Here is a 20,429-nt window from a genome sequence, read left to right on the forward strand (position 1 = left end):
TCGCTGGCAAGCCAGCTCCCACAGGGTCGGTGAATGCAGGTCCATTGTGGGAGCTGGCTTGCCAGCGATGGGCTGCAAAAAGCAGCCCCAAAATCACAAGGCCTTGCCCACCCCGGGCCCGATCATCCGCGCCAGGCCCAGGTTCTTCAGGGCCAACTGCAGCGAGCTGTGGATAACTTGCGGGTTGTCGATGCCCATGGCCTGGGCCAGCAGCTCCTTGGATTTGCTCAGGCTGACCTGACGCAACATCCACTTCACCTTGGGCAGGTTGGTGGCGTTCATCGACAGGCTGTCGAAACCCATGGCCATCAGCAGCACCGCCGCCGCCGGATCACCGGCCATCTCGCCACAGATGCTCACCGGCTTGCCTTCGGCGTGGGCATCGCGCACGACGTTCTGCAGGGCCTGGAGCACCGCCGGGTGCAGGTAGTCATAGAGGTCGGCGACGCGCGGGTTGTTGCGGTCAACCGCCAGCAAGTACTGGGTCAGGTCGTTGGAGCCGACCGAGAGGAAGTCCACCTGGCGCGCCAGCTCGCGGGTCTGGTACACCGCTGCGGGGATTTCGATCATCACCCCCACCGGCGGCATCGGCACGTCGGTGCCTTCGTCGCGCACTTCGCCCCAGGCCCGGTGGATCAGGTGCAGGGCCTCTTCGAGTTCGTGGATACCGGAAATCATCGGCAGCAGGATGCGCAGGTTGTTCAGGCCTTCACTGGCCTTGAGCATGGCGCGGGTCTGCACCAGGAAGATTTCCGGGTGATCGAGGGTGACGCGAATACCGCGCCAGCCGAGGAACGGGTTGTCTTCCTTGATCGGGAAGTACGACAGCGCCTTGTCGCCGCCGATATCCAGGCTGCGCATGGTCACCGGCAGCGGGTGGAAGGCCGCCAGTTGCTCGCGATAGATCGCCAGCTGCTCCTTTTCACTGGGGAAGCGCTGGTTGATCATGAACGGCACTTCAGTGCGGTACAGGCCGACGCCTTCGGCGCCACGTTGCTGGGCGCGGGCGACATCGGCGAGCAGGCCGGTGTTGACCCACAACGGCATGCGGTGACCATCGAGGGTTACGCAAGGCAGTTCGCGCAGGGCGTCGAGGCCCTGGGCCAGCTGGCGCTCCTCTTCGACCACTTCGGCGTACTGCTTGCGCAGCACTTCGCTGGGGTTGGTGTAGACCTCGCCCTTGTAGCCATCGACGATCATGTCGATGCCGTCGACCTTGGAATACGGCAGGTCGACCAGGCCCATGACAGTCGGGATGCCCATGGCCCGGGCCAGGATGGCGACGTGGGAGTTGCCCGATCCCAGTACCGAGACCAGGCCGACCAGCTTGCCTTCCGGCACTTCGCCGAGCATCGCCGGGGTCAGTTCTTCACTGATGAGAATACTGTTGTCGGGATAGACCAGCGACAACTGACGGGCCTCCTGCAGGTAGGCCAGCAGTCGCCGGCCCAGATCCTTCACATCGGAAGCCCTCTCGCGCAGGTAGGCATCGTCCATCAGCTCGAAGCGATTGACGTGCTCCCCGACCACCTGGCGCAGCGCGCCCTGGGCCCACTGGCCGGTCTTGATCACCTGCACCACTTCACCGCCCAGGGCCGCGTCTTCGAGCATCATCAGGTAGACGTCGAACAGCGCGCGCTCTTCCGGGCGCAACTGGGTGGCGAGCTTGGCGGAGAGGTTGCGCATGTCTTCGCGCACCCCTTCCAGGGCGTTGTTGAACAGTTTCAGTTCGGCGTCGATGTCATCGACGCTCTTGTCCGGTACCACGTCGAGATCGGCCGGTGGCAGCATGACCACCGCCTTGCCCACCGCAGCGCCGGGTGAACCAGGGACACCGACGAACTTGGCCTCCTGGATACCCTTGCCCTGACGGCCCAGGCCGCGGATCGAACCGGTGGCCTCGGCATGGGCGATAACCCCGGCGAGCTGCGCGCTCATGGTGACCAGGAAGGCTTCTTCGCCTTCGTCGAACTGGCGCCGCTCCTTTTGCTGGATGACCAGCACCCCGACCACGCGGCGGTGGTGGATGATCGGCGCACCGAGGAAGGAAGCAAAACGCTCCTCGCCGGTTTCAGCGAAGTAGCGGTAACGCGGGTGGTCGGCGGCGTTTTCCAGGTTCAGCGGCTCTTCCCGGGTACCGACCAGGCCGACCAGACCCTCGTTGGGCGCCATGCTGACCTTGCCGATCGAGCGTTTGTTCAAGCCCTCGGTGGCCATCAACACAAAGCGGTTGGTCTCGGGGTCGAGCAGATAGACGGAGCAGACCTGACTGCCCATGGCCTCTTTTACGCGCAACACAATGATCCCCAACGCCGTCTTGAGATCCTTGGCGGAGTTAACTTCCTGGACGATCTTGCGCAGCGTATTGAGCATGGCTCGGGGTCGAACTCCGTCGTCAGTCGCGCGCCAGCAGGCGCGGGGCAAGCTCTTTGAGAGCGCGGCGGTAAACCTCGCGCTTGAATGTCACCACCTGGCCCAGCGGATACCAATAGCTGACCCAGCGCCAGCCGTCGAACTCCGGTTTACCGGTCAAGTCCATTCGCACCCGCTGCTCGTTGGAAACCAGGCGCAGCAGGAACCATTTCTGTTTCTGGCCGATGCACAGCGGTTGGCTGTGGGTACGGACCAGGCGTTGGGGTAAACGATAACGCAACCAGCCGCGGGTGCAGGCAAGAATTTCAACATCATCTCGCTCCAGCCCCACTTCTTCGTTCAGCTCGCGGTACAGGGCATCTTCCGGCGTTTCCTCGGGGTTGATACCTCCCTGGGGAAACTGCCAGGCATCCTGGTTGATCCGTCGAGCCCATAGCACCTGCCCAAGATCATTCGTCAGAATGATCCCGACATTGGGGCGAAAACCATCGGGGTCGATCACGGCAGCAACCTCGCAAACGCATGTCACGGCATTGTTCCACAAAGGTCACAAGGCCAGCAACGCGCCTGTTTACCTTATGTGCACCGATGTGAAAAGTCCGTATTCTGTGGGACTTTTCAGATGTTATGCGAGTGACTTAAATGCGCCTGGCTTTATTCGATCTGGACAATACGCTCCTCGGTGGCGACAGCGACCACGCCTGGGGGGACTACCTGTGCGAACGGGGTATTCTCGACCCGATCGCCTACAAGAACCGCAACGACGAGTTCTACCAGGACTACCTGGCTGGCAAGCTGGACCTGAACGCTTACCTGGAATTCACCCTGGAAATCCTGGCGACCACGGAAATGGCCCAACTCGACGAATGGCATCGCGACTTCATGCGCGATTGCGTCGAGCCGATCATTTTGCCCAAGGCCCTGGCCCTGCTGGAAAAGCACCGTGCCGCGGGCGACAAGCTGGTGATCATCACCGCCACCAACCGTTTCATCACCGGCCCGATCGCCAAACGCCTGGGCGTTCAGACCCTGCTGGCTACCGAATGCGAAATGCTCGACGGTCGTTTCAGCGGGCGCAGTACCGATATACCGTGCTTCCGTGAAGGCAAGGTTACGCGTCTGAACCGCTGGTTGCTGGAAAACGGCTACAGCCTGGAAGACAGCTACTTCTACAGCGACTCGATGAACGACTTGCCGCTGCTGGAGAAGGTCACCCACCCGGTGGCGGTCGACCCCGACCCGAACCTGCGCGCCGAAGCCGAGAAACGCGGCTGGCAGGTGATCAGCCTGCGGGATTGATGGGTGGCTCAGCGCGGCTCAAGCCCGCTCCTACAGGAGCGGGCTTGAGCCGCGCTGAGGCCCGTCAGACCGGTTTGGCGCCCATTAAGCCGGCGATGGCAATGAAGCAGACGCCGCTGAACACCGCCAGCGCCAGGGTGAACTTCGGGTTGCCCACGGTCGGTGCCGTACGCAGGCGATTGACCCGCGCCAGCAGCCAGAACCAGCTAAACGCACCGAAGGTGTAGATCACGCTGGAACCCAGCACCCAGGTCTGGCCCAACGGCCAGCCGATCAGGTGCACCAGCCACCAGCCAGTGAACGGCATGCTCACCAGGCAGATGCCCATCAACAGCCAGACAAACACCAGCGGCCGGGCCATCAACCGGGTGTGGGCACTGGCGTCACCTTTGCGGCGCGCCAGAAAGGTCCAGATCGCCAGCCCCAGCGCGCTGCCCAGCAGCAACACGGTGGCCAGGATATGGGCGGTTTTCAGGGTAGTCAGCAGTTCCATTTCTTCTATCTTCCTCAGGCGTTGCCCAAAAGCGTAGACGCTCAGCCCAGGAACAGCCGGTACGCCGGGTTATCGGTTTCGTCCCAGTACGGGTAGCCAATCTTGGCCAGGGCTGCCGGGACCAGGTGGCGCTCATCATCCGGAACTTGCAGGCCGGCGACCACGCGACCATCGGCCGCGCCATGGTTGCGGTAATGGAACATCGAGATGTTCCAGCGCCCGCCAAGCTTGTTGAGGAAGTTGAACAGCGCGCCCGGACGCTCGGGGAACTCGAAGCGCAGCACCAACTCGTCGCTGACCCGCGCAGCATGGCCACCGACCATATGGCGGATGTGCAGCTTGGCCAATTCGTTATCGGTCAGGTCGAGTACCGGGAAACCTTGCTCGGTCAGGCTCTGGATCAGCGCACTGCGCGGGTCGGTGTCCGGGTGGGTCTGCACGCCGACGAAGATGTGCGCTTCGCCATCAGCGTGGTAGCGGTAGTTGAATTCGGTGATCTGGCGCTTGCCGATCGCCTCGCAGAAGGCCTTGAAACTGCCTGGCTGCTCGGGAATGGTCACGGCGATGATGGCTTCGCGGCCCTCGCCCAATTCGGCCCGCTCGGCGACATGGCGCAGGCGGTCGAAGTTGACGTTGGCGCCGGAATCGATGGCGACCAGGGTCTGCCCGGTCACGCCATTGAGTTCGACGTACTTCTTGATCCCGGCAACACCCAGGGCCCCGGCAGGTTCGGTGATCGAGCGGGTATCGTCGTAGATATCCTTGATTGCCGCGCAGATCTCGTCGGTACTGACGGTGATCACCTCGTCGACGTAGTCCTTGCAGATGTCGAAGGTGTGCTGGCCGATCTGCGCCACTGCCACGCCATCGGCAAACAGCCCGACCTGCGCCAGCACCACACGCTCACCCGCGGCCATGGCGGCCTGCAGGCAGTTGGAGTCGTCCGGCTCGACGCCGATCACCTTGATCTCCGGGCGCAGGTACTTCACGTAGGCGGCGATGCCGGCGATCAGGCCGCCGCCACCGACCGGGACGAAGATCGCGTCCAGCTGGCCCGGGTGCTGACGCAGAATCTCCATGGCCACGGTGCCCTGCCCGGCGATGGTGTGCGGATCGTCATAGGGGTGGATGTAGACAAAGCCCTTTTCGTCCACCAGCTTCAGCGAATAGGCCAGCGCTTCCGGGAACGAGTCACCGTGCAGCACCACCTTGCCACCGCGCGAACGCACGCCTTCGATCTTGATCTCGGGGGTGGTCTTGGGCATCACGATGGTGGCCTTGATCCCCAGCTCACGGGCCGCCAGGGCCACGCCCTGGGCATGGTTGCCGGCCGATGCGGTGACTACGCCACGGGCCAGTTCCTCAGCACTGAGCTGGGCCAGCTTGTTATAGGCACCGCGAATCTTGAAGGAGAACACCGGCTGCAAGTCTTCACGCTTGAGCAGGATGTTGTTGCCCAGACGCTTGCTCAGCTGGCCGGCGGTCTGCAACGGAGTTTCGACGGCAACGTCGTAAACGCGCGAGGTGAGGATCTTCTTGACGTACTGTTCGAGCATCGGGAAAGCATCACTGAGCGGTTGGGCGAGGTTTGCGAGTCTACCCCAGCGCCCTGTCGGGCGACCACAGCAAGGCAGGGGTTTTAGCCGCTATACTACGCACCTTCACGATACTCCTCCCCGCTTCGGAGCCCGCATGACCCAGGACCAACTCAAACAGGCTGTCGCCCAGGCCGCTGTCGATTTCATTCTGCCCAAGCTCGACGACAAGAGCATCGTCGGCGTCGGCACCGGTTCGACCGCCAACTGCTTCATCGACGCCCTGGCCAAGCACAAGACCGCCTTCGACGGCGCCGTGGCCAGTTCCGAAGCGACCGCTGCACGCCTGAAGGGTCATGGTATTCCGGTGTATGAGCTGAACACCGTCAGCGACCTGGAGTTCTACGTCGACGGCGCCGACGAAAGCGACGAGCACCTGAACCTGATCAAGGGCGGTGGCGCGGCCCTGACCCGCGAGAAGATCGTTGCCGCCGTGGCCAAGACCTTCATCTGCATCGCCGACGCCAGCAAGCTGGTGCCGGTGCTGGGTGCCTTCCCGCTGCCGGTCGAAGTGATCCCCATGGCCCGCAGCCACGTGGCGCGCCAGCTGGTCAAGCTCGGCGGCGACCCGGTGTACCGCGAGGGCGTGCTGACCGATAACGGCAACATCATTCTCGATGTGCACAACCTGCAGATCACCAACCCGGTCGAGCTGGAAAGCCAGATCAATGCGATTGTCGGCGTGGTCACCAACGGCCTGTTCGCGGCGCGGCCGGCGGATTTGCTGTTGCTGGGCACTTCGGAAGGGGTCAAGAGCCTCAAGGCCTGAGGTGTCTGATTCGGGGCTGCCTTGCAGCCCATCGCTGGCAAGCCAGCTCCCACAGGTTCTGCTTGTGGGAGCGGGCTTGCCCCGCGATGAAACCTACTCGGTCGGCTTCTTGAACACGTAAAACAGGTTCGGCTCGCTGACCAGGTAAATGGTCCCGGCATCGTCCATGGCGATGCCTTCGGCCTGCGGCACGCTCTTCTTCAAGCCCTGAAAGCCCTTGCGCAGTGACAAGGTGCTCAGCGGTTTGCCCTGCACGTCCAGCTCCAGCACCAGCTGAGACTCATCCGACAACGCCAGCAAGTGGCCGCTGCGCTCATCGAACTGCAAGCTCGACAGATCACGCACAAACAGCCGCGAATCACGCTTCTGGTCCTGTACCACATGCACCGCATACGGCTGTTCCGGGTTGTCATGGGGGAAACCATGCACCTCGTAGATCAGCATCGGGTCGCGCTCCTTGGCCACGAACAAGCGCTTGCCGGCCGAGTCATAGGCCAGGCCTTCGAAACCCTTATTGCCGTTCAGGCCAATGCCCAGGGTCAGCTGCTCGGCATCCTTGGCGTCGAGAAACGGCGTGCTGTCGTTCAGACGCACGCGAATCAGGCGCTGTTCACGCTCGTCGGTGATCACGTAAGTGTTGGCGCCGACGTATTCCACCGCCTCCGGGTCGCCAAACCCGGTCAACGGCACGCGCCGCAGAATGCGCCCGTCCAGCGACAGCTCGATCAGCTCAGGGCGTTTATTGGTAACGGTAAACAGGCTATTGCGATCGGGGTCGAAGGTCAGCGCCGAAATGTCTTCATCTAGGCCTTCGATAGGCTTGGCTTCAAGCACTACCTTGTACTGGTCCAGACCAATGCTTTGCTCGAACGGCTGCCACCAGGTCTTGACGTTGAACCAGCCGCGTTCGAACAGACGGTACTGCTGCCCGGCCACAGCGACCAGGAGCAAGGCGAACAGGCTCAATACCAGGAAAATCAGCGGCAGGCGGATGTAGCGGCGCATTCAGGTGGACTCTTTAGGTGACAGCCTGAATCTTCCCACACTCAACTGAAGCGAAACTTAAAACCTGACGTAGGAAAAATCTGAAATCAGGGCTTTTTGAAACGATAGAACAGATCCGGCTCACTGACGATGTACAGCGTGCCATGCTCGTCCATCGCCACGCCTTCAGCGCGTGGAATGCGCTTCTTCAGGCCGTTGAAGCCGCCCAGCAGGGTCATGAAGCTGACCTGCTCGCCCTTCTCGTCCAGCTCCAGGAGCATGTTGGAGTCGGCGGACAGCACCAGCAGGTGCCCGGTACGCGGATCGACGCCCAGCGCCGAGAGGTTGCGCAGGTCCAGCTCGTCGCTGGGCAGCGGCTTCTTGTCACCGGTCAGCGGGCTGTGGCCGTCGCTGTTCCAGGTGAACAGTGCCGGCGGCCGCTCTTCACCGAGGATGATGCGCTGCTGCAAAGGGTCCCAGGCCACGGCTTCGAAGGCCTTGTTCTGGTTTTCCGATGGGCCGAGGTCAAACTGCGGGAAGTCGGCGATATTCAGCGAACGGGTATCGGCATTGAGGGTGACGATGGTCAACTTGTGATCGCGCTCATCGACAATCGCCAAGCGCCCGCCTTCGAGCACGGCCACCCCTTCAGGATTGCTCCAGCCCACCAGCGGCATCTTGCGCAGCACGTCGCCTTCAAGGGTCAGCTCGACCAGAAAGGGATTCTTGCCCATGACCGCGAACAGGGTTTTGCTCACCGGGTTGTAGGACAGGTCGGAAGCTTCATCATCCTCCATGCCTGGCAGCACTTTGGCGTCGATATCGACCTGGTAGTCCGGCAGCCAGATGCTGGCCTGTTGCTCAATCTTGCTTTCGAAACGCTCCTGCAACCAGAGCAGGCCACGGTCATCCCAATGCATGGCAATCGCCACGCCGTAACCGATGATCGCTGCGGCAACCAGCCAGGTGGACCAGCGCAAGGCCAGGCCACGCTTGCGCGCAGGCGGCAGGGAATTACTCGAAGGAAGAGGAGTGGCCATGGGGTTGTGCTCTTTTTGCCAGTTGATAACACATTACCGGCACGTTCGCTGAGCCAGGTCCGCAAGCATTATCCGCATCGATTGTGAAAAAAATGGCAAAAGCCGACGGGCAGCATGGCAGCCGGTGATTCTGGCTGCCATGCCAACAGGTTAAAGCACCTGGCTTTCGAAACGGCTGACGCCTGGTAGCTCGACCACCAGCTTGTCGCCAGGATTGAGCGGGCCGACGCCAACCGGGGTACCGGTGAGGATCACGTCGCCGGCCAGCAGCGAGAATTGCGTGGCCATGTGCTGGATCATCGGCACGATCGGGTTGAGCATCAGCGCGCTGTTGCCGTCCTGGCGCACTTCACCGTTGAGGGTCAGGCGGATGCCGATGTCGGTCAGGTCTTCAAAGGCACTGACCGGCACGAACGGCGGCAGTACGCAGGCGCCATCGAAGCACTTGGAGCGTTCCCACGGCAGGCCTTTTTCCTTCAGCTGCGCCTGCAGGTCGCGCAGGGTCAGGTCCAGGGCCGGGGCGAAGCCGGAGATGGCGTCGAGCACTTCTTCTTCGGTCGGATTGGTAGACAGCGACTTGCCGAGCAACACGGCAATTTCCGTCTCGTAGTGCACCGAACCGCGTTCAGTCGGGATCTTGAAGCCGCTGTCGAGAGGCACCACACAACTGCCCGGCTTGATGAACAGCAGCGGCTCGCTAGGGATAGGGTTATCCAGCTCTTTGGCGTGCTCTGCATAGTTGCGCCCGATGCACACCACCTTGCCCAGCGGATAGTGAATACGCGTGCCGTCTACATACTGGTGCTGATAGCTCATTACCGACTCCTGGCGCTATTGGATGCTCTTGTGCCTGTGGCTTACTCGACAGCGAAGATCTTGCCCGGGTTCATGATCCCGTTGGGATCGAACGCTGCCTTCACTGCTTTCATGTACTCGATTTCGACCGGCGAGCGGCTGTAGGTCAGATAGTCACGCTTGGTCATGCCGACGCCGTGCTCGGCAGAGATCGAGCCGTTGTACTTCTCGACGGTCTCGAACACCCACTTGTTCACCGTCGCGCACTTGGCAAAGAACTCGTCCTTGCTCAGGTTCTGCGGCTTGAGGATGTTCAGGTGCAGGTTGCCGTCGCCAATGTGGCCGTACCAAACCACTTCGAAGTCCGGATAGCTTTCTGCGACGATCGCGTCAATATCCTTGAGGAACGCCGGCACTTTCGACACGGTGACCGAAATATCGTTCTTGTATGGGGTCCAGTGCGAGATGGTTTCAGAGATGTACTCGCGTAGCTTCCAGAGGTTTTGCAGCTGCTGTTCGCTCTGGCTCATGACGCCGTCCAACACCCAGCCCTGCTCCACGCAGTGCTCAAAAGTGGCCAGGGCGTCATTGGCCACATCCTCGTTGCTGGCTTCGAACTCCAGCAATACATAGAACGGGCAGTCGGTCTCGAACGGTGCCGGCACATCGCCGCGCCCCATGATCTTGGCCAGGGCCTTGTCAGAGAAGAACTCGAATGCCGTCAGGTCGAGCTTGCCACGAAATGCGTGCAACACCGGCATGATCGAATCGAAGTCCGGGGTACCGAGCACCATGGCCGTGAGGTTGTTCGGCGCGCGGTCCAGGCGCATGGTCGCCTCGACCACGAAGCCCAGGGTGCCTTCGGCGCCAATGAACAGCTGACGCAGGTCGTAGCCGGTGGCGTTCTTGATCAGGTCCTTGTTCAGCTCGAGCAGGTCACCCTTGCCGGTGACGACCTTGAGGCCAGCCACCCAGTTACGGGTCATACCGTAGCGAATCACCTTGATCCCGCCGGCATTGGTGCCGATGTTGCCGCCAATCTGGCTGGAGCCTGCCGACGCGAAGTCGACCGGGTAATACAGGCCCTTGTCCTCGGCAAAATCCTGCAGCTGCTGGGTAACCACCCCCGGCTGACAGACCACCGAGCGGTCGAATTCGTTGAAGTCGAGAATCTGGTTCATGTAGTCGAAGGCCACGACCACCTCGCCATTGGCCGCTACCGCTGCAGCCGACAGCCCGGTGCGACCGCCCGACGGCACCAGGGCGACCTTGTGCTGGTTGGCCCAGCGCACGATGGCCTGAACCTGCTCGATGCTCTTGGGGAAGACGATGGCCGAGGGCGCCGGAGCGAAGTGCTTGGTCCAATCCTTGCCGTAGGCCTCAAGGGAGGCCGCGTCGGTCAGCACCTTGCCGGGCTCTACCAGGGTCATCAGCTCATCAATCAGCGCAAGATCGGTCATCGATAGAACTCTCGAACTATTCATAGTCACCCTGAGCACTCTTCACGTCCCAGGGATGGGCGTATCGGGGGGTACTCATGCTAGCATACGCCCCCCGCTGATCGTGCTTCAGGCCGATGCTGCGAGAGCTTCACTTCCCTGCCATTTTTCTCCGGGACACAGGTTTACGCAGATGAGCAAGACTTCTCTCGATAAGAGCAAGATCAAGTTCCTTCTTCTCGAAGGCGTCCACCAATCCGCCGTGGACGTCCTCAAGGCCGCCGGGTATACCAGCATCGAGTACCTCACCGGTTCTCTGCCCGACGCTGAGTTGAAAGAAAAGATCGCCGATGCCCACTTCATCGGCATCCGCTCGCGCACTCAACTGACCGAAGAGGTTTTCGACTGCGCCAAGAAACTGGTCGCTGTCGGCTGTTTCTGCATCGGTACCAACCAGGTTGACCTGAACGCCGCTCGCGAACGCGGTATCGCCGTGTTCAACGCACCGTACTCCAACACCCGTTCGGTGGCCGAGCTGGTGCTGGCAGAAGCGATCCTGCTGCTGCGCGGCATCCCCGAGAAAAACGCTTCCTGCCACCGTGGTGGCTGGATCAAGAGCGCGGCCAACTCCTTCGAGATCCGCGGCAAGAAGCTGGGCATCGTCGGCTATGGCTCGATCGGTACCCAACTGTCGGTCCTGGCCGAAAGCCTTGGCATGCAGGTGTTCTTCTTCGACCCGCTGACCAAGCTGCCATTGGGCAATGCTACCCAGGTCACCAGCCTGAACGAGCTGTTGGGCCTGGCCGACATCGTCTCGCTGCACGTGCCTGAGCTGCCATCCACCCAATGGATGATCGGCGAGAAAGAAATCCGCGCGATGAAGAAAGGCTCGATCCTGATCAACGCCGCCCGCGGTACCGTGGTCGAGCTGGATCACCTGGCTGCTGCGATCAAGGACAAGCACCTGATCGGCGCCGCCATCGACGTGTTCCCGGTCGAGCCGCGCTCCAACGACGAAGAGTTCGAAAGCCCGCTGCGTGGCCTGGACAACGTGATCCTGACCCCGCACATCGGCGGCTCCACCGCTGAAGCCCAGGCCAACATCGGTCTGGAAGTGGCAGAGAAGCTGGTCAAGTACAGCGACAACGGTACTTCCGTGTCGTCGGTCAACTTCCCTGAAGTGGCCCTGCCGGCGCACCCGGGCAAGCACCGTCTGCTGCACATCCACGAAAACATTCCGGGTGTACTCAGCGAAATCAACAAAGTGTTCGCCGAAAACGCGATCAACATCTCCGGTCAGTTCCTGCAGACCAACGAGAAAGTCGGTTACGTGGTGATCGACGTTGATGCCGAGTACTCGGACCTGGCGCAAGAAAAACTGCAACAGATCAAGGGCACCATCCGCTCCCGCGTTCTGTTCTAAGTTTTCCGTGCGACAAAAAAAGGGAGGCCGTGATGGCTTCCCTTTTTTATGCCCGCCTTACTTGACGGTAACGGTGATCTTCTTCGACTCGACGCTCGGCTTGAACGGCACGTGGAACTTGTCGCCCAGCACCAGTTGCAGGGTGTGCTTGCCCGGGGTCAGGGTCAGTTTTACTTCAGTCTGTGCCTTGCCGAAGTGCAGCACTTGCGGGCCAGCCGGCAGCGGTGCGTTGTTTTCCGGCAGCAGGCTGGTTGGCAGCACCTGATCGGCCGCAGGCTGTTGGTCGACATCCACCAGCAAGTGGTGGTGACCGCTGTGTGGGGTCTGATCACCCGCTGGCTTGAGCTCCATGCCCTCGATGCCGAACTTGACGGTAAAGGTCTTGTCGACCGTGGCGCCATCGGCCGGGGAAACAATGAAGACCTTGGCGTCTTTTGGCGGCTCCTGGCTTTTCAGGCCATCGGCGGCAGCGGCAAAGGCCGAGACACCCATCAGCAATCCGGCGACGGCTGCACGCGAAAATAGGCTTTTCATTCACTTCTCCTGTGTTTTACTTCAATAACCCTTGCCACTGAACGAACGGCAATGGTGGATTACCATAGTCCAAATGCGTCAAAACATGTTTAACAACGCTGACAGAAAAAATTTCGCCGCCAGTTAAACATCCTGCACCTGACGTGGTCCTAAGTTGCGTTCGACCGTGACAATTACAGAAAGTCGCGGCGACTCGATTTCACTGCCAAGCATTCAAGGGGCTTAAATGCGTTTTGCCATTGGGGTACTACTTGCCACGCTGCTCAGCCCATGGGCACAGGCCGAGCTGATCGACGACATCAACGACCGTGGTGAACTGCGCATTGCCGTAGAAGCCAACATGGCGCCGTTCAACTTCAAGGACGAAAACAAAAAGCTGAGCGGTTTTGAAGTCGAGCTGGGGGAGTTGCTGGCCAAAGAACTCGATCTGCGCGCCGACTTTGTCGTGGTTGAATCCAACGACTTGCTGCAAGGTGTTGAAAGCGGCAAATACGACATCGCCCTCAACCACGTCGCCGCGACCCCGGAGCTCAAGGAACGCCTGGACTTCAGCGAGCCATACGCCTATTCCAGCGCCCAGTTGATCGTACGCAAAGAAGAAAAGCGCCCACTGAGCACCCTTGACGCACTCAAGGGCCATAGCCTGGGCGTCGTCCAGGGCAGCCAGTTCGCCGAACAGGCCCGGGGGGTAGAAGGTGTGGACTTGCGCAGTTACCCGGATGCCACCCAGCCGATCAAGGACGTGGCCAACGACCAGATCGATGCGGCCATCAGCGACCGCCTGCTGGTGCCCTATGCCATTCGCGACAGCCAGCAGCCGGTAAGCAAAGGCGCAACGGTGGGACCGATCCTGAGCCTGGCGATTCCGTTCCAGAAGGGTAACCCGGCGTTCCAGAGCGCTGTGGACAACGCCCTGCAGCGAATCAAGGCTGACGGCCGGCTGAGCGAGTTGTCGCAGAAGTGGTTTGGCATGGATGCGAGCAAGCCGCCGAAGCAGTAAGTGAGTGGGGCTTTTTTGCAGCCCATCGCTGACCCTTGTGGGAGCTGGCTTGCCAGCGATGAGGCCTTCGAATCAAAGCTGTTTCAGAGCCAGCTCCGCCGCCTCAAGCTCCAGCTCACTGAACACCTGCACCCCTTCGCGGCGCAGCAGCGCCGTGGTTACGCCCTCGCCCGCCACTTTGGTGCCGCTGAACGTCCCGTCATAAGTCAGCACATTGCCGCACGACGGGCTGCCGGACTTGAGCACCGCAATCCGGATGCCATGACGGCGCACCAGCGCCAGCGCCAGTTGCGCCCCGGCCAGAAACTGCGCACTGACATCCTCACCCGTGATGGTCAGCACCTGGGCATTCCCCTCAAGCACCGCAGCGCCCTGGCCACCGGGGATCTCCGCCGGTGGCCGTGGCGTTGGCAACCCGCCAGCCACTTCAGGGCACAAAGGCACGATCCGTCCCTCGGCCTGCCACTGCTGGAGCAGATCCGGATGGCCACTGGCGCGCCCGTCATAACGCACCGGCTGACCGAGCAGGCAGGCACTGACCAGAACCTTGTGCATCTCAGAACGGCTCGTTGCCACGGCGGCGGAACCAGCCGGTAAGTGACAGGCGATCGCGCTGGGCCGGCAACACCTCATGGGGCACTTCGCCGGAGAGGAACACTACCAGGCAACCGCCGATCGGCTGCACGTCGTGCTCGACGTCGCCCTTGAGGGTCATGCGCAACTGGCCGCCGTGTTCGGGCTGCCAATCCTGGTTGAGGTAGATCACCGCAGAGACCATGCGCCGGTCGTCATCGCGAAAGCGGTCGACGTGCTTGCGGTAGAAGGCCCCCGGTGGATACAGGGCGAAGTGACACTCGAAGTCCTCAAGGCCCAAAAACAGACCGCGATTAAGAGCCAGGCGCAGGCTGTCCATCAGCTCGAGGTAGTGGTCGCAAGGCGCGGCCAGGCCGGGCTCCAGCCACTGGATACGATCACCGCGGATGCCCTCGCGGACCTCCTGGGCAACGCCCCGACCCACGGCTGCTGGTGCAAGCTCGCCCTCGGCGGCGCGTTTGCGGCACTCGGCCGCCAGCGCCAGGGTCAGAGACTCTGGAAGAAAGGTATCTTGCTGCGACCAGCCACGGGTGGCCAGGTCGTCGACGATGCGCAACAGCAGGGGGTCATCAGGGGATATGTGCATGTCGCGCATAGTATCGATCTACCGCGAAATCCGACAGCGCCACTTGGCCGAGAGAGTGCAATGGCTTCTCGACAAAGCCCCGCCATGGCAAGGACAATAGCGCCCTGCCGACAGGAGCCCTGAATGCACCGTTTGTTTTTACTGCTGATGACGATCTGCACCACGCCTGTCTGGGCAGACAGCCTCGACCAACTCTACAAGGTCGCCGGCTGGCCCGAGCAGCGCGCCCACTTTACCGATGCCCTCGATGCCGCCCAGCAGCGCTATCGCAATAGCCTGCCGCCTGCGGTGTACCAGGCGCTGGTCAATAACAGCAACCAGCGCTTCCAGGCCCAGGCCGTGGATAAACGCGCCGAGGCCCAGTTGCGCGCCAATCTCAGCGATCCGGCCCCGGCCCTGGCCTTCTTCCAGTCGCCGCTGGGGCGCAAGATCGTCGCCGCCGAACTGCTCGCCACCCGCCGTGACCAGTTGGCCAAGAATGCCAAGGGCCTGCCCAAGGTCCAGGCCAGCGACAACCGCCAGCTGGTCATCGGCCACCTGGCCCAGGCCCTGCCCGCCCGTGAAGCCGGTGCCGAGGTCAGCCTGGCGATCGCCGGGGTTGCCGCCGACAGCCTCAGCCAGATGATCCCCGGCCTGCTCGGTGGCGGCCAGGCCCAAAGCCTGCTCGACGGCCAGCGCCAGCGCTTGATGGAGCAGATCGGCAGCGAGCTGAACAACACCTTGTTGTACGTCTATCGCGACCTGTCCGATGCCGAGCTGGAAGAGTTCGCCACCTTTGCCGAGTCCGCCGAAGGCAAGGCCTACTACAAGGCAGCCCTGGCGGCGATTCGCGCCGGCCTTGCGGTTGGCCAGGACACCTCGCAGCTGAAGTGATCAGCCCAGGCGCTGATCGATGAAGTCGAAGTAGCGCGCGCGGATCGCCGGCAGCTCGTTGGCCAGGTGATGCCGCGCCTCGGGGATCAGCAGGATCTGCGGCGCGGCGAACTTCTCCCCCAGCACCTTGAGGTTGTGCGGCCAGTCGACGGTCATGTCGCATTCGCCCTGGATGATCAGCGGCTGGCGCGGGCTGACCGGCGCCGCTTCAATGCGTTTGACCCAATCGAGCAATGCCCCCACCCAGGCCGTCGGCAGGCGCCTTGGCTGCAACGGGTCGGCCAGCAGGAACGGCAGGAAGGTCGGGTCGTTGCTGTTCTCGCTGAAGCGCCGCTCGATACCGTTGACGAAGGGCTTGAGCACCCGGTAACTGAATTTCGACCAACGCCACGCGCGTGGCCGCACCAGCGGCGCGAGCAGGATCACCTCACCCTGGGCCGGACTCTCGGCGCCGCGATGCAGCAGGTGGTCGACGACGATTGCACCACCGGTACTCTGCCCGAACAGATGCCAGGGCTGCGGCAGCTCCAGGCTACGCGCCTGCTCGAACAGCGCTTGCAGTACCTGCTGATAGGCACTGAAATCATCGATGCTGGCCCGCTCGCCACTGGACAGTCCGTGCCCGGGCAGGTCGCACGAGATCACCGCATACTGCTGATCCAGCGCCCAATCGATGACATGCCGGTACAGGCCCATGTGGTCATAAAAGCCGTGCAGCAGAATCAGCGTCGCCACCGGCGCAGCCGGCAGCCACACCTGGCCGACCACCTCGAAACCGGCGACGTCGAAGCGTCCCAGCCAGCTCTGCGGTGCTGCGTCACGGACTGGCAGGTCCAAGCCGTAAAAACGCTGATAGGCCTGGGCCTGCGTCGACAACGGCTGCCGCGCCGCCAGGGAGGACAGGCTAGCACGTAGGGAGTCGGACTGAAATGACGCGGGCATAGAAGATTTCCAGACGCAAAAGCGGGTTATTGACCTGTGATACTCATCTGTCGTCGCCAGCATGGCAAGCTAGGCAACTTTTTTCGGACATTGCCCACATGCCCCGCTCGACCCTGCGCACCCTGCTTGGCCTGTTGCTCGCCGCTCTCTGCGGCGCCGGCCTGTGGTGGGCCTACGACAGCTTCCAGAGCCGTTACCTGCGCACCTTCGACAACCAGACCGCGCTGTTTTCCGGCGACCGCCTGCAACTGCCGGCGAACATTGCCGGCCCCGGCCCGATCCGCCTGGTGCACTTCTGGGACCCGGCCTGCCCGTGCAACGTCGGCAACCAGCAGCATCTGGGCGAACTGATCGAGCACTTCGGTCCCCAGGGCGTGGAGTTCTATGTGGTACAAAAACCCGGCACACGCGGCCAGCTGCCCGCCACCCTGAGCGCGCTCAAGCCCCTGGCCGGGTTGCCCGGCGCCGAACACCTGCCAGCCACCCCCGGCGTGGCGATCTGGGACCGCAACGGGCAACTGGCCTACTTCGGCCCCTACAGCGAAGGCGCGACCTGCAACTCGAGCAACAGCTTCATCGAGCCGATCCTTTTGGCCTTGAGCCAGGGCCGGGCAGTCAGCGCCACCCACACCATGGCGGTGGGCTGCTACTGCCCCTGGCAGCCCTAGCGCGCCCGCGCAGGATTGCCAACCACGGTCGCACCAGCCGGTACATCGCGAGTGACCACGCTACCGGCACCGATCACTGCGTTATCGCCCACCGTCACCCCCGGCAGAATGATCGCGCCACCGCCGATCCAGACGTTGTTGCCAATCTTCACCGGCCGCCCGCTTTCCAGGCCGCTGCGGCGCAGTTCCGGGTCCAGCGGGTGGTCGGCGGTATAAATCTGCACCGCCGGGCCGATCTGGCAGTCATCGCCGATGCTTACCGGGGTAACGTCGAGGATCACGCAGTTGAAGTTCATGAACACGTTGGCGCCCACACTGATGTTGTAGCCGTAGTCGCAGTAGAACGGCGGGCGAATCACCGCACCGTCACCGACCTCGCCGAAATGCTCGACCAGCAAACCGTGACGCTGCTCGTTGAGCAGTTCCGCGCTGTTGTTGTAGCGCTGCATCCAGTGCTTGTTGGCGATCTGTTCGGCCTGCAGCTCCGGGCAGCCGGCGTGATAGAGCTGGCCGCTGAGCATCTTCTGCTTTTCGCTGAGATTCATCTTCCCTCCTTTGGGGCTATCCTCTGTCCGGCTTTACCTCGATGATCGGACCACAAGATCCGCTAAAAAGCACAAGGAGTCACGATGAAGCGCAGCCTGACCTTCCTCGCCGTGGTCATTGCCGCGGCCGCCGGCGGCGGTTACTGGTACGTGCACGACAAGCTGCCGCAACGCGAAGGCGAGGTCACCCTGAGCAGCCTGCAAGCGCCGGTCAGCGTGCGCTATGACACCCGTGGCGTGCCGCATATCCAGGCGCAGAACGAGGCTGATCTGTATCGCGCCCTGGGCTATGTGCATGCCCAGGACCGCCTGTTCCAGATGGAGATCATCCGCCGCCTGGCCCGTGGCGAGCTGGCCGAGATCTTCGGCAGCAAGCTGCTGGGTACCGACACCCTGTTCCGCAGCCTGCGCATTCGCGAGCAGGCCGAGCTGTATGTCGAGCGCCAGGACAAGAGCTCGCCGGCCTGGCTTGCCCTGCAGGCCTACCTGGAGGGCGTCAACGCCTGGCAGGACAACCATCCCAAGCCGATGGAGTTCGACGTGCTGGGGATCAAGCCCCGCCCCTTCACCGCCCAGGACACCATCAGTATTGCCGGCTACATGGCCTATAGCTTTGCCGCGGCATTTCGCACGGAACCGGCGCTGACTTACATCCGCGACCAACTGGGTGCCGACTACCTGAAGATCTTCGACCTGGACTGGAACCCGCAAGGTGCGCTGGCCAGCAAGCCGCCGCTGGCTGCCAGCGACTGGAAGAGCCTGCAGCAGCTGGCGCAACTCAGCCAGCAAGCCCTGAGTGACGCCGGCATTCCCCAGTACGAAGGCAGCAATGCCTGGGCGATTTCCGGTAGCCGCACCCGTAGCGGCAAACCGCTGCTGGCCGGCGATCCGCACATCAGCTTTGCCGTGCCGTCGGTGTGGTACGAGGCGGAACTGACCGCACCCGGCTTCAACCTCTATGGCTATCACCAGGCGCTGAACCCCTTCGCGTCGCTTGGGCACAACCGCGACTTCGGCTGGAGCCTGACCATGTTCCAGAACGACGACGTCGACCTGATCGCCGAACAGGTCAACCCCGACAACCCCGAGCAGGTCAAGGTCAACGGCCAGTGGCAGACCCTGAGCCAGACCCAGGAGCAGATCGCGGTGAAGAACGAGGCGCCGGTGAGCATCACCCTGCGCCGCTCGCCCCACGGCCCGATCGTCAACACGGTGCTGGGCGATACGGCGGGGCCGACGCCGATTGCCGTGTGGTGGGCGTTCCTGGAAACCGAGAACCCGATCCTCGAGGGTTTCTACCAGGTCAACCGCGCCGATACCCTGGACAAGATGCGCGCCGCAGCGGCGAAGATTCAGGCGCCGGGGCTGAACCTGGTGTGGGCCAATGCCCGTGGCGATATCGGCTGGTGGGCGGCAGCGCAGTTGCCGATTCGCCCCGAAGGCGTCAACCCGGGCTTTATCCTCGACGGCAGCACGGCGCAGGCCGACAAGCTCGGCTTCTATCCTTTCAGCGCCAACCCCCAGGCGGAGAACCCGGCCAGCGGCTACATCGTCTCGGCCAACTTCCAGCCGCCGGCGAGCATGCCGATCCCGGGCTATTACAACCTGGCCGACCGTGGCCAACGCCTGAACCAGCACCTGGCCGACCCTCAGACCAAATGGGACCAGCAGAACAGCCAGGCCCTGCAACTGGACACCATCACCGACTACGGCCCGCGCACCTTGGCACCGTTGCTTTCGGTGCTGCGTGAAGTGGCCGAGGGTGATCAGGAGAAGGAGCTGGTCGAGCAACTGGCGGCGTGGAACGGCGACTATCCGGTGGACTCGGTCAGTGCCACGCTGTTCAACCAGTTCCTCTACGACCTGGCCTACACCGCGTTGCACGACGAACTGGGCGATACCTGGTTCCAGACCCTGATCAGCACCCGCGCCATCGATGCCGCGTTGCCACGCCTGGCAGCCGACGCCAAGTCACCCTGGTGGGACAAACAGGGCAGCAGCGAACAAAGTGATCGCAATACGGCGGTGAAGCAGGCCTGGCGCAAAACCCTGGCGCACCTGCGCGATACCTTCGGCAACGACCCGGCCGGCTGGCAATGGGGCAAGGCTCATACCCTGACTCACAACCACCCGCTGGGGCTGCAGAAGCCGCTGAACCTGTTGTTCAACGTCGGACCGTTCGCCGCGCCGGGTACCCACGAGGTGCCGAACAACTTGTCGGCGAAGATCGGCCCGGCACCGTGGCCGGTGACCTATGGGCCTTCGACACGGCGGCTGATCGACTTTGCCGATGCCGGCCAGGCGCTGACCATCAACCCGGTCGGACAAAGCGGAGTATTGTTTGACCCGCACTATGGCGACCAGGCCAAGGACTATATCGAGGGCCGGTACCACAAGGCGCAGATGGGGGTGATTCCGGCGCAGAGCACCTTGAAGCTGGTGCCCCGGAATTAGCAAGGCTGCGCCTTGCATCGCTG

20 protein-coding genes are annotated in these 20,429 nt (G+C 62.4%); 7 read left to right on the forward strand and 13 right to left on the reverse strand.

Features of this window, described 5'->3' with window-relative positions; genetic code table 11:
• Positions 1 to 93: 93 nt before the first annotated feature.
• Positions 94 to 2,373 (reverse strand): phosphoenolpyruvate--protein phosphotransferase, encoded by a 2,280-nt coding sequence (gene ptsP, locus CCOS864_RS26945; protein WP_115089443.1) that lies wholly within the window; start codon positions 2,371 to 2,373, stop codon positions 94 to 96.
• Between the two features lie 22 nt (positions 2,374 to 2,395).
• Complete coding sequence (locus CCOS864_RS26950) at positions 2,396 to 2,875, reverse strand: RNA pyrophosphohydrolase (protein ID WP_010222140.1); 480 nt, start codon at positions 2,873 to 2,875, stop codon at positions 2,396 to 2,398.
• 140 nt (positions 2,876 to 3,015) lie between these two features.
• Here CCOS864_RS26950 and CCOS864_RS26955 point away from each other — a divergent pair, with 140 nt between their 5' ends.
• Entirely contained in the window at positions 3,016 to 3,672 is a 657-nt protein-coding gene (locus CCOS864_RS26955; protein WP_115089444.1) for a histidinol-phosphatase, read from the forward strand.
• 64 nt (positions 3,673 to 3,736) lie between these two features.
• On the opposite strand, the gene CCOS864_RS26960 is transcribed toward CCOS864_RS26955, so the two are convergent.
• Both CCOS864_RS26960 and ilvA read right to left on the reverse strand, forming a co-directional pair.
• Positions 3,737 to 4,165, reverse strand: a complete 429-nt coding sequence (locus CCOS864_RS26960) for a DUF2269 family protein (RefSeq protein WP_115089445.1) — start codon at positions 4,163 to 4,165, stop codon at positions 3,737 to 3,739.
• A 41-nt stretch (positions 4,166 to 4,206) separates the two neighbouring features.
• Positions 4,207 to 5,721, reverse strand: coding sequence for a threonine ammonia-lyase, biosynthetic (ilvA, locus tag CCOS864_RS26965; protein ID WP_115089446.1), 1,515 nt, complete (start codon positions 5,719 to 5,721; stop codon positions 4,207 to 4,209).
• A 136-nt stretch (positions 5,722 to 5,857) separates the two neighbouring features.
• Here ilvA and rpiA point away from each other — a divergent pair, with 136 nt between their 5' ends.
• Positions 5,858 to 6,529, forward strand: coding sequence for a ribose-5-phosphate isomerase RpiA (gene rpiA / locus CCOS864_RS26970; protein WP_010222132.1), 672 nt, complete (start codon positions 5,858 to 5,860; stop codon positions 6,527 to 6,529).
• 93 nt (positions 6,530 to 6,622) lie between these two features.
• Here the strand turns inward: rpiA and CCOS864_RS26975 are convergent, their stop codons facing one another.
• The 4 genes from CCOS864_RS26975 to CCOS864_RS26990 form a co-directional block, all read right to left on the reverse strand.
• Positions 6,623 to 7,534, reverse strand: a complete 912-nt coding sequence (locus tag CCOS864_RS26975) for an SdiA-regulated domain-containing protein (RefSeq protein ID WP_115089447.1) — start codon at positions 7,532 to 7,534, stop codon at positions 6,623 to 6,625.
• A gap of 86 nt (positions 7,535 to 7,620) precedes the next feature.
• On the reverse strand, positions 7,621 to 8,553 hold the full coding sequence (locus tag CCOS864_RS26980) for an SdiA-regulated domain-containing protein (protein ID WP_115089448.1): 933 nt from the start codon (positions 8,551 to 8,553) through the stop codon (positions 7,621 to 7,623).
• Positions 8,554 to 8,703: 150 nt separating this feature from the next.
• The gene (locus CCOS864_RS26985; RefSeq protein WP_115089449.1) at positions 8,704 to 9,369 is read right to left on the reverse strand and encodes a fumarylacetoacetate hydrolase family protein; all 666 of its coding nucleotides are present in this window, start codon (positions 9,367 to 9,369) and stop codon (positions 8,704 to 8,706) included.
• Positions 9,370 to 9,410: 41 nt separating this feature from the next.
• Positions 9,411 to 10,808 carry an FAD-binding oxidoreductase gene (locus CCOS864_RS26990; RefSeq protein WP_115089450.1) on the reverse strand — a complete coding sequence of 466 codons (1,398 nt, stop codon included), beginning with the start codon at positions 10,806 to 10,808 and terminating at the stop codon, positions 9,411 to 9,413.
• Positions 10,809 to 10,980: 172 nt separating this feature from the next.
• Here CCOS864_RS26990 and serA point away from each other — a divergent pair, with 172 nt between their 5' ends.
• Complete coding sequence (serA, locus tag CCOS864_RS26995) at positions 10,981 to 12,210, forward strand: phosphoglycerate dehydrogenase (RefSeq protein ID WP_115089451.1); 1,230 nt, start codon at positions 10,981 to 10,983, stop codon at positions 12,208 to 12,210.
• Between the two features lie 57 nt (positions 12,211 to 12,267).
• On the opposite strand, the gene CCOS864_RS27000 is transcribed toward serA, so the two are convergent.
• The gene (locus CCOS864_RS27000) at positions 12,268 to 12,744 is read right to left on the reverse strand and encodes a DUF4399 domain-containing protein (protein WP_115089452.1); all 477 of its coding nucleotides are present in this window, start codon (positions 12,742 to 12,744) and stop codon (positions 12,268 to 12,270) included.
• 226 nt (positions 12,745 to 12,970) lie between these two features.
• Here CCOS864_RS27000 and CCOS864_RS27005 point away from each other — a divergent pair, with 226 nt between their 5' ends.
• Positions 12,971 to 13,744: a transporter substrate-binding domain-containing protein gene (locus CCOS864_RS27005; protein WP_115089453.1), complete on the forward strand. Its 774-nt coding sequence runs from the start codon at positions 12,971 to 12,973 to the stop codon at positions 13,742 to 13,744.
• 72 nt (positions 13,745 to 13,816) lie between these two features.
• Here the strand turns inward: CCOS864_RS27005 and CCOS864_RS27010 are convergent, their stop codons facing one another.
• A complete protein-coding gene (locus tag CCOS864_RS27010) occupies positions 13,817 to 14,299 on the reverse strand; it encodes a 2-thiouracil desulfurase family protein (RefSeq protein ID WP_115089454.1) in 483 nt (160 codons plus the stop codon).
• A gap of 1 nt (position 14,300) precedes the next feature.
• Complete coding sequence (locus CCOS864_RS27015; RefSeq protein ID WP_115089455.1) at positions 14,301 to 14,933, reverse strand: 2OG-Fe(II) oxygenase; 633 nt, start codon at positions 14,931 to 14,933, stop codon at positions 14,301 to 14,303.
• Positions 14,934 to 15,047: 114 nt separating this feature from the next.
• On the opposite strand from CCOS864_RS27015, the gene CCOS864_RS27020 reads away from it, so the two are divergent.
• Positions 15,048 to 15,797 carry a DUF2059 domain-containing protein gene (locus CCOS864_RS27020; RefSeq protein ID WP_115089456.1) on the forward strand — a complete coding sequence of 250 codons (750 nt, stop codon included), beginning with the start codon at positions 15,048 to 15,050 and terminating at the stop codon, positions 15,795 to 15,797.
• Here CCOS864_RS27020 and bipL read toward each other — a convergent pair whose 3' ends face one another.
• On the reverse strand, positions 15,798 to 16,739 hold the full coding sequence (gene bipL, locus CCOS864_RS27025) for a phospholipase BipL (RefSeq protein WP_115089457.1): 942 nt from the start codon (positions 16,737 to 16,739) through the stop codon (positions 15,798 to 15,800). It abuts the gene before it with no gap.
• A 98-nt stretch (positions 16,740 to 16,837) separates the two neighbouring features.
• On the opposite strand from bipL, the gene CCOS864_RS27030 reads away from it, so the two are divergent.
• Positions 16,838 to 17,407, forward strand: coding sequence for a DUF6436 domain-containing protein (locus CCOS864_RS27030; protein WP_115089458.1), 570 nt, complete (start codon positions 16,838 to 16,840; stop codon positions 17,405 to 17,407).
• On the opposite strand, the gene CCOS864_RS27035 is transcribed toward CCOS864_RS27030, so the two are convergent.
• Positions 17,404 to 17,952 carry a sugar O-acetyltransferase gene (locus CCOS864_RS27035; protein ID WP_115089459.1) on the reverse strand — a complete coding sequence of 183 codons (549 nt, stop codon included), beginning with the start codon at positions 17,950 to 17,952 and terminating at the stop codon, positions 17,404 to 17,406. The two genes, CCOS864_RS27030 and CCOS864_RS27035, sit on opposite strands and share 4 nt — an antisense overlap.
• A gap of 84 nt (positions 17,953 to 18,036) precedes the next feature.
• Between CCOS864_RS27035 and CCOS864_RS27040 the strand changes: the two genes are divergently transcribed.
• Positions 18,037 to 20,406, forward strand: a complete 2,370-nt coding sequence (locus CCOS864_RS27040) for a penicillin acylase family protein (protein ID WP_115089460.1) — start codon at positions 18,037 to 18,039, stop codon at positions 20,404 to 20,406.
• Positions 20,407 to 20,429: the final 23 nt, after the last annotated feature.

This window comes from Pseudomonas wadenswilerensis (assembly GCF_900497695.1).
GTDB lineage: Bacteria > Pseudomonadota > Gammaproteobacteria > Pseudomonadales > Pseudomonadaceae > Aquipseudomonas > Aquipseudomonas wadenswilerensis.

Bases quoted from the DNA above. Each gene is read 5' to 3' on its own strand.
- ptsP (WP_115089443.1), bottom strand. From the start codon at position 2,373: ATGCTCAATACGCTGCGCAAGATCGTCCAGGAAGTTAACTCCGCCAAG.
- CCOS864_RS26955 (WP_115089444.1), top strand. From the start codon at position 3,016: ATGCGCCTGGCTTTATTCGATCTGGACAATACGCTCCTCGGTGGCGAC.
- CCOS864_RS26960 (WP_115089445.1), bottom strand. From the start codon at position 4,165: ATGGAACTGCTGACTACCCTGAAAACCGCCCATATCCTGGCCACCGTG.
- ilvA (WP_115089446.1), bottom strand. From the start codon at position 5,721: ATGCTCGAACAGTACGTCAAGAAGATCCTCACCTCGCGCGTTTACGAC.
- rpiA (WP_010222132.1), top strand. From the start codon at position 5,858: ATGACCCAGGACCAACTCAAACAGGCTGTCGCCCAGGCCGCTGTCGAT.
- CCOS864_RS26975 (WP_115089447.1), bottom strand. From the start codon at position 7,534: ATGCGCCGCTACATCCGCCTGCCGCTGATTTTCCTGGTATTGAGCCTG.
- CCOS864_RS26980 (WP_115089448.1), bottom strand. From the start codon at position 8,553: ATGGCCACTCCTCTTCCTTCGAGTAATTCCCTGCCGCCTGCGCGCAAG.
- CCOS864_RS26985 (WP_115089449.1), bottom strand. From the start codon at position 9,369: ATGAGCTATCAGCACCAGTATGTAGACGGCACGCGTATTCACTATCCG.
- CCOS864_RS26990 (WP_115089450.1), bottom strand. From the start codon at position 10,808: ATGACCGATCTTGCGCTGATTGATGAGCTGATGACCCTGGTAGAGCCC.
- serA (WP_115089451.1), top strand. From the start codon at position 10,981: ATGAGCAAGACTTCTCTCGATAAGAGCAAGATCAAGTTCCTTCTTCTC.
- CCOS864_RS27000 (WP_115089452.1), bottom strand. From the start codon at position 12,744: ATGAAAAGCCTATTTTCGCGTGCAGCCGTCGCCGGATTGCTGATGGGT.
- CCOS864_RS27005 (WP_115089453.1), top strand. From the start codon at position 12,971: ATGCGTTTTGCCATTGGGGTACTACTTGCCACGCTGCTCAGCCCATGG.
- CCOS864_RS27010 (WP_115089454.1), bottom strand. From the start codon at position 14,299: ATGCACAAGGTTCTGGTCAGTGCCTGCCTGCTCGGTCAGCCGGTGCGT.
- CCOS864_RS27015 (WP_115089455.1), bottom strand. From the start codon at position 14,933: ATGCGCGACATGCACATATCCCCTGATGACCCCCTGCTGTTGCGCATC.
- CCOS864_RS27020 (WP_115089456.1), top strand. From the start codon at position 15,048: ATGCACCGTTTGTTTTTACTGCTGATGACGATCTGCACCACGCCTGTC.
- bipL (WP_115089457.1), bottom strand. From the start codon at position 16,739: ATGCCCGCGTCATTTCAGTCCGACTCCCTACGTGCTAGCCTGTCCTCC.
- CCOS864_RS27030 (WP_115089458.1), top strand. From the start codon at position 16,838: ATGCCCCGCTCGACCCTGCGCACCCTGCTTGGCCTGTTGCTCGCCGCT.
- CCOS864_RS27035 (WP_115089459.1), bottom strand. From the start codon at position 17,952: ATGAATCTCAGCGAAAAGCAGAAGATGCTCAGCGGCCAGCTCTATCAC.
- CCOS864_RS27040 (WP_115089460.1), top strand. From the start codon at position 18,037: ATGAAGCGCAGCCTGACCTTCCTCGCCGTGGTCATTGCCGCGGCCGCC.